The sequence below is a fragment of the Pseudomonas sp. SWRI99 genome, assembly GCF_014270125.1.
Lineage (GTDB): Bacteria > Pseudomonadota > Gammaproteobacteria > Pseudomonadales > Pseudomonadaceae > Aquipseudomonas > Aquipseudomonas hamedanensis.
This window is the reverse complement of record NZ_JABWQR010000001.1, coordinates 318,550-332,670: the sequence shown is the minus strand read 5'-3', so window position 1 is coordinate 332,670 and position 14,121 is coordinate 318,550. Positions and strand designations below refer to the sequence as shown.

The 14,121-nt window shown below is 59.5% G+C and carries 14 protein-coding genes; 8 read left to right on the top strand and 6 right to left on the bottom strand.

Going from position 1 to position 14,121, the window contains the following annotated elements:
• Nucleotides 1–32 precede the first annotated feature (32 nt).
• Together HU743_RS01550 and HU743_RS01545 are read right to left on the bottom strand one after the other, a co-directional pair.
• Nucleotides 33–1,649 (bottom strand): alkaline phosphatase family protein, encoded by a 1,617-nt coding sequence (locus tag HU743_RS01550; RefSeq protein WP_186646386.1) that lies wholly within the window; start codon nucleotides 1,647–1,649, stop codon nucleotides 33–35.
• 190 nt (nucleotides 1,650–1,839) lie between these two features.
• The gene (locus HU743_RS01545) at nucleotides 1,840–2,784 is read right to left on the bottom strand and encodes a LysR family transcriptional regulator (RefSeq protein ID WP_186632115.1); all 945 of its coding nucleotides are present in this window, start codon (nucleotides 2,782–2,784) and stop codon (nucleotides 1,840–1,842) included.
• Nucleotides 2,785–2,949: 165 nt separating this feature from the next.
• On the opposite strand from HU743_RS01545, the gene HU743_RS01540 reads away from it, so the two are divergent.
• From HU743_RS01540 to HU743_RS01525, 5 genes are all read left to right on the top strand, one after another.
• Nucleotides 2,950–5,310: a TonB-dependent receptor gene (locus HU743_RS01540; protein WP_186646384.1), complete on the top strand. Its 2,361-nt coding sequence runs from the start codon at nucleotides 2,950–2,952 to the stop codon at nucleotides 5,308–5,310.
• Entirely contained in the window at nucleotides 5,310–5,441 is a 132-nt protein-coding gene (locus HU743_RS27330; RefSeq protein WP_273507953.1) for a hypothetical protein, read from the top strand. The genes HU743_RS01540 and HU743_RS27330 overlap by 1 nt, the downstream gene beginning before the upstream one ends.
• A 143-nt stretch (nucleotides 5,442–5,584) precedes the next feature.
• The gene (locus HU743_RS01535; protein WP_186646382.1) at nucleotides 5,585–6,382 is read left to right on the top strand and encodes an energy transducer TonB; all 798 of its coding nucleotides are present in this window, start codon (nucleotides 5,585–5,587) and stop codon (nucleotides 6,380–6,382) included.
• 45 nt (nucleotides 6,383–6,427) lie between these two features.
• Nucleotides 6,428–7,153, top strand: a complete 726-nt coding sequence (locus HU743_RS01530) for a MotA/TolQ/ExbB proton channel family protein (protein WP_186619398.1) — start codon at nucleotides 6,428–6,430, stop codon at nucleotides 7,151–7,153.
• Between the two features lies 1 nt (nucleotide 7,154).
• Nucleotides 7,155–7,556, top strand: a complete 402-nt coding sequence (locus HU743_RS01525) for a biopolymer transporter ExbD (protein WP_186619399.1) — start codon at nucleotides 7,155–7,157, stop codon at nucleotides 7,554–7,556.
• A gap of 69 nt (nucleotides 7,557–7,625) precedes the next feature.
• Here the strand turns inward: HU743_RS01525 and rimK are convergent, their stop codons facing one another.
• From rimK to HU743_RS01510, 3 genes are read right to left on the bottom strand one after another with little or no spacing between them, the layout of a single operon-like run.
• The gene (gene rimK / locus HU743_RS01520; protein WP_007949201.1) at nucleotides 7,626–8,531 is read right to left on the bottom strand and encodes a 30S ribosomal protein S6--L-glutamate ligase; all 906 of its coding nucleotides are present in this window, start codon (nucleotides 8,529–8,531) and stop codon (nucleotides 7,626–7,628) included.
• Nucleotides 8,528–8,989 carry an ATP-dependent zinc protease gene (locus HU743_RS01515; RefSeq protein ID WP_186548710.1) on the bottom strand — a complete coding sequence of 154 codons (462 nt, stop codon included), beginning with the start codon at nucleotides 8,987–8,989 and terminating at the stop codon, nucleotides 8,528–8,530. Before HU743_RS01515 ends, rimK begins: the two co-directional genes overlap by 4 nt.
• Before the next feature lie 34 nt (nucleotides 8,990–9,023).
• The gene (locus HU743_RS01510) at nucleotides 9,024–9,803 is read right to left on the bottom strand and encodes an EAL domain-containing protein (RefSeq protein WP_186646380.1); all 780 of its coding nucleotides are present in this window, start codon (nucleotides 9,801–9,803) and stop codon (nucleotides 9,024–9,026) included.
• A gap of 116 nt (nucleotides 9,804–9,919) precedes the next feature.
• Between HU743_RS01510 and HU743_RS01505 the strand changes: the two genes are divergently transcribed.
• Nucleotides 9,920–10,327 carry a S4 domain-containing protein gene (locus tag HU743_RS01505; protein ID WP_186646378.1) on the top strand — a complete coding sequence of 136 codons (408 nt, stop codon included), beginning with the start codon at nucleotides 9,920–9,922 and terminating at the stop codon, nucleotides 10,325–10,327.
• Between the two features lie 154 nt (nucleotides 10,328–10,481).
• Here the strand turns inward: HU743_RS01505 and HU743_RS01500 are convergent, their stop codons facing one another.
• Entirely contained in the window at nucleotides 10,482–11,285 is an 804-nt protein-coding gene (locus HU743_RS01500; RefSeq protein ID WP_186646376.1) for a phosphatase PAP2 family protein, read from the bottom strand.
• Between the two features lie 105 nt (nucleotides 11,286–11,390).
• Between HU743_RS01500 and hslO the strand changes: the two genes are divergently transcribed.
• Together hslO and HU743_RS01490 are read left to right on the top strand one after the other, a co-directional pair.
• Complete coding sequence (gene hslO / locus HU743_RS01495) at nucleotides 11,391–12,293, top strand: Hsp33 family molecular chaperone HslO (RefSeq protein WP_186548548.1); 903 nt, start codon at nucleotides 11,391–11,393, stop codon at nucleotides 12,291–12,293.
• A gap of 181 nt (nucleotides 12,294–12,474) precedes the next feature.
• On the top strand, nucleotides 12,475–14,016 hold the full coding sequence (locus tag HU743_RS01490; protein WP_186548546.1) for a phosphoenolpyruvate carboxykinase: 1,542 nt from the start codon (nucleotides 12,475–12,477) through the stop codon (nucleotides 14,014–14,016).
• Nucleotides 14,017–14,121 lie beyond the last annotated feature (105 nt).

The following is a 14,121-nucleotide window of genomic DNA, read 5'->3' as shown; positions in this document are numbered from 1 at the left end:
CCTGTGGGAGCGAGCCTGCTCGCGAAGGACGTTTACCACACGCCGATCTGAACGACCTTCTCGCTTTCAGGCTCACCATAACGAAACCGCTGCCCGCGCAAATCGATCTCTTCATGGCTGATCGTCGTACGCCGCTTCAACCCGCGCGTCCACTCAAACAGATACCCCAGATGCTCCTCGCGCACCGCCGCGTACGTTGGGTCATCCCCCAGATCGCGCAACTCCTGCGGATCATTCAGCAGGTCAAACAGTTGCGGTCGAAAACCGTCGTACACCAGGTATTTCCAGCGCTCGCTGCGCACCATGGTCATGCGGCAGCGGTCGATTGGCTGGCCGAGGCGTTCGCGCGCCGGGGCCTGGAAAGCGTAGTCGTATTCACTGATTGCATAGCGGCGCCAATCCGGATTCTCGCCCAGCAGCAGCGGTATCAACGAGCGCCCTTCGAGCCGGTGCTCGGCCTCCGGTAATCCCAGCGCCTGAAGAAATGTCGGCAGCGCGTCTATGGTTTCCACCAAGCGCTCATCCACTGTGCCGCGAGTGACATCCGCCGCTGCCCGCGGATCGCGCACGATCAGCGGCACACCCACAGCCTGTTCCAGCAAAAACTCCTTTTCGCCGAGCCAGTGATCGCCAAGAAAGTCGCCGTGATCGCTGGTGAACACGATCAAGGTGTCCTCCCAGCGCCCGTTGCTCTGCAAAAAATCCAGCAGCTTCCCCAACTGATCATCCACTTGCTTGACCAGGCCCATGTAGGTGGGGATTACCTTTAATCGTACTGAATCGCGGGAAAAATTGAGGCTTTCCTCATGCAGGCGAAAGGCAGTGTAGACGGGGTGATTGCTGGCTTCGGAGGGCGTCGCGCGGATCGGCTGGAGAATCGATTTCGTACTGTACAGCGCATGGTACGGTGCCGGTACGATGTAGGGCCAATGCGGTTTGATGTACGAGAGGTGTAAACACCATGATTTCTCGCCTTGCTCGGTGATGAAGTCGATGGCGCGATTTGTAGTGTAGACGGTCTCCGAGTGTTGCTCGGGAATACGTGCTGGCAAATTCGCATGACGCATTTTCCAGCCGCTTAGGATTTCGCCATCTTCGCCTTCGGCGGCGTTGGCCCAGTCGTGCCAAGGATTGCGCCCGTCGAAACCGTGTTCGCGCAGATAGTGGGTGTAAGGCGCGGATTCGCGTTTTTCGTCAAACAGCGGATCGTCGGGATAGATGCCGTCATGGCGCATGTACGGTTCAAAACCGACTTCGTTGAGGATGGTGGCTTGATCGCTTCCAGGGTCGATCGTCAGACGCTGCAGGGCGTCGACATTTGCTGTCGCATGGGTCTTGCCGACCAGCGCGGTACGAATCCCGTGGGGACGCAGATAATCGCCAATCGTCAGTTCATCCAATGGCAACGGCACGGCATTCCACGCCACCTGATGGCTGCTGACGTAGCGCCCGGTGTAAGCCGACATCCGCGACGGGCCGCAGATCGTGCCTTGGGTATAAGCGCGGGAAAAGCGCACACCTTCAGCAGCGAGTCGGTCGATGTTGGGCGTGTGCAGATGCGGGTGGCCGTAGCAGGACAGGTAATCGCGGCGCAGTTGATCGCACATGATGTAGAGCACGTTGCGCACGGGATTGGGCGAGGTGGGCATGGGGTTCACCGGTCAATGGGACAGGTGAGGGTTTTCGCTTTCGGTGGGGGTGTTCGGCAAGTGCATTTGAGGAATGCGATTTATGCAGCGATTGCATTGGTGCCAAGGCTGCCGCCATCGCGAGCAGGCTCACTCCTACAATTGGAACGCGGTCACCTGTAGGAGTGAGCCTGCTCGCGATAGCAATAGATCAAACAGCAAAATTCTCCAGCGAACACACCTCCTCATCCATCGCATCAATCGCCTTGATCTGCTCAATCATCGCCTCGGCCAACGGCGACAATCGATACCCCGCGCGGCTGACGATCCCATAGCGGGTGTACAGCTCCTCAAGATCATCGGCCAGGCCTTCGATCTTCAGGCACACCAGCTCAGCCTTGGCCAGATGCAGCGCATCGGAATAAGCGCCGACAATCCCGATCGCCTCCGAACGCAGTACCACGCTCAACAGGCTGGAGCTGTTTTCGCACTCTACGCTGGGCGTGAAGTCCGGGCGGCCGCTGAGGTCGACGATGACCTTGCGCAGGTTCGGCGGACGAATGCTCACTGCCAGTGGATAACTCATCAACTGCTCGGCGCTGACGCGTGCAAACGCCGCCAGCGGATGCCCGGCGCGGCAGCAGAAATGCCATTTGCGCGGCCGCAATCGGTGCGTCAGGTAATCCGGGTCTGCCTCGAATTGCCGGGTGTCGGCGACGAAGAACTCGAACTCTTCGCTCAGCAAGCGTTTGCTCAGGCTCTGCCAGTCATCGACCTGGAACTGCACGCGCGCTTTCGGGTAACGGCCAATGAAGGCGCCAATCGCGCGCGGAATCAATCCGGCTGCCGGCGCCGGCCCACAACCGAAGCGTAATTCTCCGGCTTCAAGCCCATTGAATTGGCTGATCTCGTTGGCCATTTGTTGCGCGCCGCTGACCAGTCGCCGCGCATGTTCGAGCAGCACCTGACCCTGTTTGGTCGGCGGTAATTCCTTGCGCCCACGGTCGACCAACTGGCAGCCAACGCTGTGTTCCAGCGCCTGAATACTGCGGCTGAACGCCGATTGCGACAGGTTCACCGCCTGTGCGCCAGCGACGAAGCTGCGTTGTTCAGCCAGGGCGATGAAGTGACGAAGTTGGCGCAGATCGATATGCATTTTTCACATGAAAAATATCCGGGAAATGCATTGGATATGCATTAGGTCGACTCCTTATAAAGGCAATCTCTTATGCAGTAAATATTTGTAAATCCATAAATAAATAACTCAAAAGAATATGCAGCGCTGAAGGTGTCTGTGTGTTTTTTGACCAGGAGCCGCGCCATGAGTCCGTTGAACCTCGTGTCACCCCCATCACCCCGACGGCTCAAACGCCTGCCTCTGGCCCTGTTGCTGGCAGGCAGCGCCAGTTGGACCCACGGTTTTGCTGCCGAGGCCGAAAACCCGCCGCCGGTCCCGGCAGGTAAGGCGGCGGCCAACAGTTCGCAGCTGGAAACCGTGACCGTCACCACCCGTCGCCGCGAGGAAAGTTCACAAGACGTGCCGACGCCGATGAGCGTGGTCAGCGGGCAGAACCTGGAGGCGCAACGGGTCTACCGCATTCAGGATTTGCAGCAACTGGTGCCCAGCGTCAACGTTGCCTACATGCACGCGCGCCAGTCCAGCGTGTCGATCCGTGGTCTGGGTAACAACCCGGCCAGTGATGGACTGGAAGGCAGCGTCGGCTTGTACATCGATAACGTTTATCTGGGGCGCCCGGGGATGGCGGTGTTCGATCTGATGGACATCGAACAGCTCGAAGTTCTGCGTGGGCCGCAGGGCACGCTGTTCGGCAAAAACACCACTGCCGGGGTGATCAACATCAGTACCCGCGCGCCCAGCTTCACGCCTGAGCGCAGCATCGAAACATCGGTGGGCGAGGACGGTCATTTTCAGACCAAGGGCACGATTTCCGGACCGCTCAACGATCAACTGGCGGGACGCTTTTCCGCTTATCGCACGCGCAGTGACGGCGACATCAAAAATGAATACGACGGTCATGACCTCAACGGCGGTTCGCGCGAGGGCTTCCGTGCGCAGTTGCTGTTCAAGCCCAATGAAGATTTCAATCTGCGCTGGATCGGCGATTACAACGAAGAAGATTCCAGTGCAGGCACCCGCGTGCTCTACAACACCGGGCCGACCATCAACGGCGTCAATCTATATGAATCGCGGGCCAACGCGGCCGGGGCAACGCTGGTCAACGGCCGGCACCGCAAGGTCAATCTCGACAACGAGCAGCACGTTACCGTGCATCAGGGCGGCACTTCGGTAGAAGCGAACTGGACGCTGCCGAGCGACTTCACCCTGACCTCGATCAGTTCCTATCGCTTTTGGAACTTCACTCCGCGCAACGACGACGGCCTCAACGTGCCGGCCAGTTACAACGCCGGGGTGTCGGTGGAAGACAAACAGTATTCACAGGAATTTCGCCTGGCCTCGCCCAAGGGCGAGTTCTTCGATTATGTCGTCGGCGCCTACTATTTCGGCTCGGACCTGGACAACAAATCCTTCGCCTGGTACGGCCCGCAGGCCGATATCTGGAACGGCACGCCGGCAGGCGCCTTGGCCAATGTCACCAGTGTCGGCAATGGGCATATCAAGACCGACAGTTTCGCCCTGTTTGCCCAAGGCACCTGGCACCTGACCGAGCGTCTGGACTTCACCGCCGGGGTGCGTGGCACTTATGAAGAGAAAAACGCCTGGGTCAGCCGCAACGCGCCGGTCGGCGGTGTGGCGGTGGCGGGCGCGGCAGCCAATGCGCGCCGGGGGCGTGCCGGCGCCTACGATTCCGGTGACTTGAATCAGTACAGCTCCAGCCCCTCCGGTCTGCTCAATCTGAGCTATCGCATCACCGACGACGTGCTCGGTTACGCAACGCTGTCCCACGGCGAAAAATCCGGCGGGGTCAACCTTGCCGTCGGCTCTGCACCGACTGCTGGCGCCGACTCGCTGTTGATCGGTACCGAACGCGCAAATAACGCCGAACTCGGTTTCAAAAGCACCCTGTGGGATCACCGACTGCAACTCAACGCCAACGTGTTCTGGACGCAGGTCAACGCCTACCAGACCAACGCCTACGACGCCGCGAACCGCGTGCAGTACCTGACCAACGCCGGTTCGGTGCGCTCGCGCGGCATCGAGTTCGAAAGCACGGTGGTGCCGCTGCGTGGCCTGACCCTGAATTTCAACGGCTCCTATAACGACGTCAGCTATCTCTCCTACAAAGATGCGCCGTGCCCGCCTGAAGTCAGCCAGGCCCCTGGCGCACCGGCCTCCTGCGACCTCAGCGGTCATCAAGTGGTCGGCGCGTCGAAATGGATCGCCAACGCCAACGGCGAATACAAATGGAACCTCGATAACGGCTTCGAGCCTTATGTCACCGGCAGTTATGCGTTCCGCTCCAAAGCGGTGGGCACGGTCGAGGATTCCGATTACGGCCAGATCCCCAGCTACGCCGTGGTCAACTTCTCCACGGGCCTGCGCGGCGATTTCAATCAGGGGCAGTGGGACGTGTCGCTGTGGCTGAAAAACGCCTTCGACAAAACCTACTACACGACCCTGTGGACGGGCGGCAACGGCGGCTATGAAGGCCTGCTCGGTACGCCGCGGACCCTTGGCGTCACCGGCCGCTATGACTTCTGATGAGCGATGCCGGTTTTTTGATGCCGCGAGTGAATACTTTCGATGCCTGCAAAGCATCTGGTTTTTCAGCCATCGCTGCAGCCCGCGCGGCGTGCGGCTTTGGCAAAAATGACCGGTTTTTTATTCCATAAAGGCCTAGCTATAACGTCAAAGGTTACTTTCGGAGATAAGCGAAAGGCCCAATGATCGACTCGTCAATCGACCGTGGGGAATTCAACAAACGGTGGATCGACAGTTTTTGTAGCGAACGCAAAAGACCGCAGGGAGTGAATCAATGGGCAATGTCCAGACCGCCGCCAGCGCAGGGGAATTGCTGTGGCGTCAATCGCCGATTGGCGAACTGGTCGATCTCGGCCGGCCGCACCGCCTGCCGTTAGGGCAGTTGCGTTTGCAGCGTGTGCCCAAGGGGATTTTGAGTCGGCGCGAAACCCTTTTGCTTGGCGTGCTCGCGTTGGTCGTGCATGGCGCGGTGATCTACTGGATCAGCCAGAAACCGACACCGGTGCTACCCGTCGTGCCGCCGGAAATTCCACCGATGACTATCGAATTTTCACGCCCGGCACCACCAGCGCCTCCGGCCGTCGTGCCGCCACCGGCGCCTGTGGTCGAGCCGCCAGCGCCGGTGGAGGACGAGTTGGCGGTGAAACCGCCTCCGCCCAAGCCGATCCCGAAACCCAAACCTGTGGTTAAACCTGCGCCTAAACCAGCGCAGAAAGCGGTAGAGCAACCGCCAGCACCACCGAAACCGGCAGCGCCGGTCGCCGCGCCAGCTCCACCCGCGCCACCACCCGTGACGCCGGCATCAGCCAACGCTGCGTACCTGAAAAACCCGGCGCCGGAATACCCGTCGCTGGCCCAGCGTCGCGGTTGGGAAGGCACGGTGTTGTTACGGATTCACGTGCTGGCCAGCGGTAAACCGGGCGAAATCCAGATCGCAAAAAGCAGTGGCCGGCAGCAACTCGACGACGCCGCGCTCAACGCCGTAAAGCGTTGGAGTTTCGTTCCGGCCAAGCAGGGTGATGTCGCCCAGAACGGCTGGGTCAGCGTGCCCATCGATTTCAAGATTCATTAAACCGAAACCAAATTCGCGCGAAATGTTTACACGAGGGAACACATCATGACGTTACTGGCATCTCCACTGGAATCCATCGAAAGCGCGGTGATCTGGCTGCTGGTGGTATTTTCCGTCGCCACCTGGGGTCTGGCGTTGCTCAAGGCTGTGCAGTTCGGGCGCCTGAAAGCGCAGGACCGCCAGTTCCACAAGCGCTTCTGGGCGGCGTCGAGTCTGGACGCTGCCGCCGAACTGAGCGAAACCCGGCCCGGCGCCGCGGCACGGGTGGCTCAGGCCGGGTATGCGGCGATACAGGTGGGCGAGGCGCCGCAGACCAGTGATCTGAGCCAGGCGATCAACCATCAGGATCGCCTGGAACGCGCCTTGCGCCAGCAGATCGTGCGTGAGCGACGTTCGCTGGAAACTGGTCTGGCAGTCGTCGCAAGTATTGGTAGCACCTCGCCGTTCATTGGTCTGTTCGGCACGGTGTGGGGAATCATGGAGGCATTGAAGGGCATCAGCGCGGCCGGTTCGGCGAGCCTCGAGACCGTGGCCGGCCCGATCGGTGCGGCACTGGTTGCGACCGGTGTGGGTATCGCCGTCGCGGTGCCGGCGGTGCTGGTTTACAACTACTTTTTACGGCGTTTGAAACTGACCGCGGCGGATCTTGATGACTTCGCCCACGACTTCTACAGCCTGGCGCAGAAGAGTGCATTCCGGGTGCTGATCCACCCGACTGCGCACAAGGTTGCAGCGCCGGGCAACGCAACGAAAGTGAAGGAGGCGTCCTGATATGGCCTTCTCCACGCAAGACAGCGACGAGGTGCTTAGCGAGATCAACGTGACGCCGTTGGTGGACGTGATGCTGGTGCTGCTGGTGGTGTTTATCGTCACCGCGCCGCTGCTGACCAATGCGATACCGATCAACTTGCCGAAGACCGAGGCGGTCGCGCCGGTTGAGCAAAAGGATCCGCTGGTGGTGAGCATTGACGCTGCCGGCAAGCTGTTTATCAACAAGGATGAGATTCAGCCGGACTTGTTGGAGTTGAGTCTCCAGTCGGCGAAGGCCAAGGACCCGCAAGTGCGCGTGCAGTTGCAGGCCGATGACGGGGTGAACTACGGCGAAGTGGCGCGAGCCATGGCTTCGATCGAGCGCGCCGGGATCACCAAGTTGTCGGTGATTACTGCGCGGTAACAGGATTGACGATTTTCCGGGGCCGTCTCCTTGGCAGGGTGCGGCCCTTTTTTTATCTGTTGCCAGGCCTCAGCCTTTGCCCTTGGTGCGCGTCATGTTCGGCCCGCCATTCTTCTCCAGGTGCTCGATGATGATCCCCGCCACATTTTTCCCGGTGGTGGTCTCGATCCCTTCAAGGCCCGGCGACGAATTCACCTCCATGACCAGCGGCCCGTGATTGGAGCGCAGGATATCCACCCCCGCCACCGCCAGGCCCATGACCTTGGCTGCGCGCAACGCAGTCATGCGTTCTTCCGGAGTGATCTTGATCAGGCTGGCGCTGCCGCCACGGTGCAGGTTGGAGCGGAATTCACCCGGTTTGGCCTGGCGTTTCATCGCTGCAATCACCTTGTCGCCGACGACGAAGCAACGGATGTCCGCACCGCCAGCTTCCTTGATGTATTCCTGGACCATGATGTTTTGCTTCAGGCCCATGAAGGCCTCGATCACTGACTCTGCCGCCGTCGCGGTTTCGCACAGCACCACGCCGATGCCTTGGGTGCCTTCCAGCACTTTGATCACCAGCGGTGCGCCGTTGACCATGTCGATCAGGTCGGGAATATCGTCCGGCGAGTGGGCAAAACCGGTTACCGGCAGACCGATGCCGCGGCGCGACAGCAGTTGCAGCGAACGCAATTTGTCCCGTGAGCGGGCGATGGCTACCGACTCGTTGAGCGGGAACACCCCCATCATTTCGAACTGGCGCAACACCGCGCAGCCATAAAACGTCACCGATGCACCGATCCGCGGAATCACCGCGTCGAAACCTTCCAGCGGTTTGCCGCGGTAGTGGATCTGCGGCTTGTGGCTGGCGATGTTCATGTAGGCGCGCAAGGTGTCGATCACCACCATTTCATGCCCGCGCTCGGTTCCGGCTTCAACCAGACGGCGGGTGGAATACAGACGCGGGTTTCGCGACAGCACAGCGATCTTCATGCAACACCTGTGGAAAAGGTAGATACCGGGAACACCGGCTTGTCTTGTACATATTTGATGCCCGGATTGACCACCAACTGACCATCGATCAAGGCTTTGGAACCCAGCAGCAGGCGATAGCGCATGGACTTGCGGCAGGCAAGGGTGAACTCGACCGGCCAGACCCGGTCGCCGAGGGCCAGGGTGGTGCTGATCACGTAGCGCACTTGCGCATGGCCGTTGGAGCTTTTAATGGTCTTGCGCGTGACCAGCGGCGCTTCGCAACGCCGGTGACGCAATTGCACCACCGTGCCCAGATGCGCGGTGAAACGCACCCACTTTTCACCGTCGCGCTCGAACGGCTCGATGTCAGTGGCGTGCAGGCTGGAGGTACTGGCACCGGTGTCGATCTTCGCGCGCAGACCGGCGACTCCCAGACCCGGGAGCGCCACCCACTCGCGCAGACCGACAACGGTCAAATGATCAAATGTCTTCAATGAAAATAACCAACGGTTAACGCGTCCAGGCCTCGGATGGCACCTGGGCCAAGGCTTTGAATGCAGGTTTGGCGAACCAGTAACCCTGCATCAGAAATATTCCACAGTCCGCCAGAAAATCCCGTTCCCCGGCGCTCTCGATGCCTTCGGCAATGACTGTAACGTTCAACTCCGCACAGATTGTGACAATCCCCCGTACGATCGCCTGACGGACACGGTCTTGGTCGACATTGCGAATCAGCGCCATGTCGAGTTTGATCAGGTCCGGTTGGAAATCAGCCAGCAGATTGAGCCCCGAATAACCGGCACCGAAATCGTCGATGGCGGTCTTGAAGCCGAATTCGCGGTATTCACGCAGAATATTGGTCAAATGGCGATAATTATCTACATGCTCGCTTTCCACGCTTTCGAAAATCAGTCGGTTGATCGGAAAGTTGTGTTTTCTGGCGGCCTCCAGCGTGCTGCGGATGCACAGCTCTGGACGGTAGACGGCGTTGGGCAAAAAGTTGATCGACAAGTGTGTCTGCATATTAAGACTGGCCGCACCTTCGATGGCGCGGGTCCGGCAGAGCTGGTCGAAACGGTAGCGGTTGTCTTCTGTAACCTGATTTAACACCGACAGTGCGCCTTCGCCCGCCACGCCCCGGACCAATGCCTCATGGGCAAATACGGACTGGTCGCGCAGGTCAACGATAGGTTGATAGGCGAAGGCGAAATCGAAGTGCAGTGGCTCGCTTTCCTGGCAGCCTTGGCAGCCGTTTTGGGGCGAGGTTAAGGAAGAAGGAAATCGGGTCACTTGGTCACTCCAGGCCGCTCAGGCGGCGAAGATCACAGTTTATCTGGAGGGCTGGATTGTTGCGCCCGCCAGAAACGGTAGTACAGTTCCGACTACTGGCTGACTGAGGAATTCATATGGCGCAAAAACAGGACGAGGACGACAAGGTCCGTCTCGACAAATGGTTATGGGCGGCGCGTTTTTATAAAACCCGTGCCTTGGCCAAAGCGGCGATAGAAAGTGGCAAGGTGCATTGTCGCGGCGAGCGCTGCAAACCGGGCAAAGAACCGCGCATCGGTGATGAGTTCGAGATTCGTACCGGTTTCGAAGTGCGCACGGTGAGGGTCGAAGCCTTGTCGATCATGCGACGCGGCGCGCCTGAGGCGCAGACGTTGTATTGCGAGACGGAGGCGAGCGTTGCCAAACGTGAAGCGGCTGCGGCGATGCGCAAGGCCGGATCTTTGGGCGTGAGCACCGATGGCAAGCCGAGCAAGAAGCAGCGGCGGGACTTGTTCAAGTTTCGTGGCAACAGCCACGACGATTAAGCGCTGAACGCAAGTTGTGGCGAGGGAGCTTGCTCCCGCCGGCGGCCGAAGGACGCCCTGTGCGGTCGGGCAGTGTTTGCAAACCACAAGCGCATCGTCCGGTTAGCGACTGCTGCGCAGCCGAGCGGGAGCAAGCTCCCTCGCCACAGGTTTGTCAGTTTGCGCGGGACACCACGCTCATCCGCGACACCATCGGCAACTTGCCCAGCAGGGCGAAAATCGGCGCGGTCAGCTTCAAGCATAAGTTCGAAGCATGATAGGCAAACGGCGTGTAATAACCCCAACCCAACGCCCATACCGCCAGCAGCACACCGCCGATGTAATCGTCCTGACCCCAATGCGCGCCGGCCACCAGACGCGGCAGCATGAACAGCAGCGCCAAGCCCCAGACCGTCAGAAATTGCGCAACAGTGCGGCTGAACACCCCCATGAACAGCGCCCAGATCAACAGCACCGAAGCGTGATCGCCGGGGAAACTCTGGCCCGAGCGGTCTTTCAATTCCCAGGTTTTTTCCAGATGCGGAAAGTAGTCGCTGAGGTGCACGGCACCCTCAATCACCATTGAGGGGCTGCTGTGCTGCCAGCCCATGTGATCGGCGAATCTGGAAAACAGCGCGCGAATCACCACCATTAACAGCAGGATCGAGAAAAAACCGAAGAATGCGCGACGTACATCAATCGACCGGAATACCCAGTCGCCCTTGATCAGCAGTGACAGCAGAATCAACCCGACAACGATGTCGAACGGACGCAGACTTGCAATTGCCCAGATGTGGAGCCATATCGGGTGGCTGGCCAGTGGCGTATTGAGCGAGCGGAACAGCCATTCGTCGAAAACCACACACAGCAGCTGGCCCGTAGGCCATAACCAGAAAGCCAGCAGCGCCAGTGGCACTACGTTGCACAGAACCAGCCGGCCGAGGTTCCACCTGGATTGGAACAAACCCGGATTGTTCATAAAATGCCTCCCATGGCGAAAAGCGCCAGCGCCAAAAAAAGTGCCAGCAAGCGCAAATTTTCACGTTTTGTAACCATTTTGTCATCACTTCAGATACCCAGACCTATGACCGACCTAGCGGATACCGATTTCACTCAACGCTTCATCTTCGATGACAGCGACACTCGCGGCGAACTGGTAGCGCTGGAGCGCAGCTACGCCGAAGTCCTCGCCAAACACCCCTACCCGGAGCCGGTCGCCCAGTTGCTCGGCGAACTGATGGCTGCCGCATCGTTGCTGGTCGGCACGCTCAAGTTCGATGGCTTGCTGATTTTGCAGGCGCGCTCGGAAGGGCCAATTCCGATGCTGATGATCGAATGTTCCAGCGAGCGCGAGATCCGCGGCCTGGCGCGCTACAACGCCGAGCAGATAGCTGCGGACGCCACCCTCAGCGATCTGATGCCTGACGGCGTTCTGGCGCTGACCGTCGATCCGACTGTGGGGCAGCGCTATCAAGGCATCGTCGACCTTGACGGCGAAACCCTGTCCGACTGCTTCACCAACTACTTCGTCATGTCGCAGCAGGTTGGCACCCGTTTCAAGCTGTACGCCGATGGCCGTCGCGCCCGGGGCATGCTGTTGCAGCAACTGCCGGCCGATCGCCTGAAAGACGAAGAAGATCGCGCCGCGAGCTGGCAGCACATCACCGCGCTGGCCAGCACGCTGGCGGCCGATGAACTATTGAGTCTGGACAACGAAACGGTGCTGCACCGTCTCTACCATGAAGAGCAGGTTCGCCTGTTTGATGTGCAGCATCTGCGCTTCAATTGCAGCTGTTCCCGGGAACGCTCCGGCAATGCGCTGGTCAGTCTTGGGCTGGAAGACGCGCAGGCACTGGTCGCTGAACAGGGTGGCAAAATCGAGATCGATTGCCAGTTTTGCAATGAGCGGTACGAGTTCGATGCCGCCGATATCGCCCAATTGTTCGCCGGCGCCGGTGTCGACACGCCGTCAGATACCCGGCACTAAAACGGTTCAGCGCAGGTAAATTCACTGCGTAACGACGGAATATCGCCGTTACGACGGGAGGACCCTACTCTTTTTGGGCTTTTCTGGCATAATCCGGCCCACTTTTTTCGCGGTAGTAGTGCACGACTTTCTACTACAAAACGTTTGGAGCACACTCGGCCACTGGCCGACGGGGAACCTCATGACGCAAGCCAATAACGCCGTGTACACCGATCTGAGTGTTGATGATCTGGTAAAAGAAGCCCTGCAACGCGGTGAGGGCGAGCTTGCCGATACCGGCGCTCTGGTTGTTCGCACTGGTCACCGTACCGGTCGTTCGCCAGTCGATCGTTTCATCGTTGAAGAGCCTTCCACTCAGGCCGCTATCGCCTGGGGCCCGATCAACCGCAAGTTCCCGGCCGACAAGTTCGATGCCTTGTGGAACCGCGTTGAAGCCTTCAACAACGCGCAAGAGCACTTCGTTTCCCACGTGCATGTAGGCGCGGCCGAAGATCACTACCTGGCCGTGAAAATGACCACTCAGACTGCCTGGCAGAACCTGTTCGGTCGTTGCCTGTTCATCAACCCGGCCCAGTACAACCCGGCTGGCCGTGAAGAGTGGCAAGTGCTCAACGTCGCCAACTTCGAGTGCGTGCCTGAGCGTGACGGCACCAATTCCGACGGTTGCGTGATCATCAACTTCGCGCAGAAGAAAGTGCTGATCGCCGGCATGCGTTACGCCGGTGAAATGAAGAAAGCCATGTTCTCGGTGCAGAACTTCCTGCTGCCGGCCGCTGACGTGCTGCCAATGCACTGCGCTGCCAACATCGGCGAAGAGGGCGACGTGACCCTGTTCTTCGGTCTGTCGGGTACCGGTAAAACCACCCTGTCAGCCGACGAAAGCCGTTACCTGATCGGTGACGACGAACACGGCTGGGGCGAAGGCGTTGTCTTCAACATCGAAGGCGGCTGCTATGCCAAGTGCATCGACCTGTCCGAGAAGAACGAGCCAGTCATCTGGAAAGCCATCAAGCACGGCGCCGTGCTGGAAAATGTTGTCATCGACGATGCCAAGCACGCCGACTACACCGATGTCAGCCTGACCCAGAACAGCCGCGCCGCGTACCCGCTGGAGCACGTTGCCAAGCGTTCCGAGAAGAACCTGGGCGGCGAGCCAAACGCAGTGATCTTCCTGACCTGCGACCTGACCGGCGTACTGCCACCTGTGTCGATCCTCAACGAAGAGCAAGCGGCCTACCACTTCCTGTCCGGCTACACCGCACTGGTGGGCTCGACTGAAATGGGTTCGGGCAGCGGCATCAAGTCGACGTTCTCCACCTGCTTCGGCGCACCGTTCTTCCCGCGTCCGGCCGGTGAATACGCCGAGCTGCTGATCAAGCGCATCCGCGGCTTCGGCTCCAAGGTTTACCTGGTCAACACCGGCTGGACCGGCGGCGGCTACGGTGTCGGCCAGCGCTTTAACATCCCGACCACTCGCGCAGTGATCGCAGCGATCCAGAGCGGCGCGCTGATCGGTGCCGCCACCGAGCACCTCGACACCATCAACCTCGACGTGCCACTGGCCGTGCCGGGCGTTGACACCAACCTGCTCAACCCACGCAACACCTGGGCTGACAAAGCGGCGTACGACGAGGCGGCGAAAGCACTGGCCGGTCTGTTCATCGAGAACTTCAAGAAGTTTGAAGTGAGCGACGCGATCAAGGCTGCTGGGCCGACGTTGTAAGCATTGATTTGCAGCAAATAAAAAACCGCCCTTATGGGGCGGTTTTTTTTAATTCTCGATTTTAACGTCTGACCGAACCCCGCAGGCGTCAGTGGCTGAGCGTTG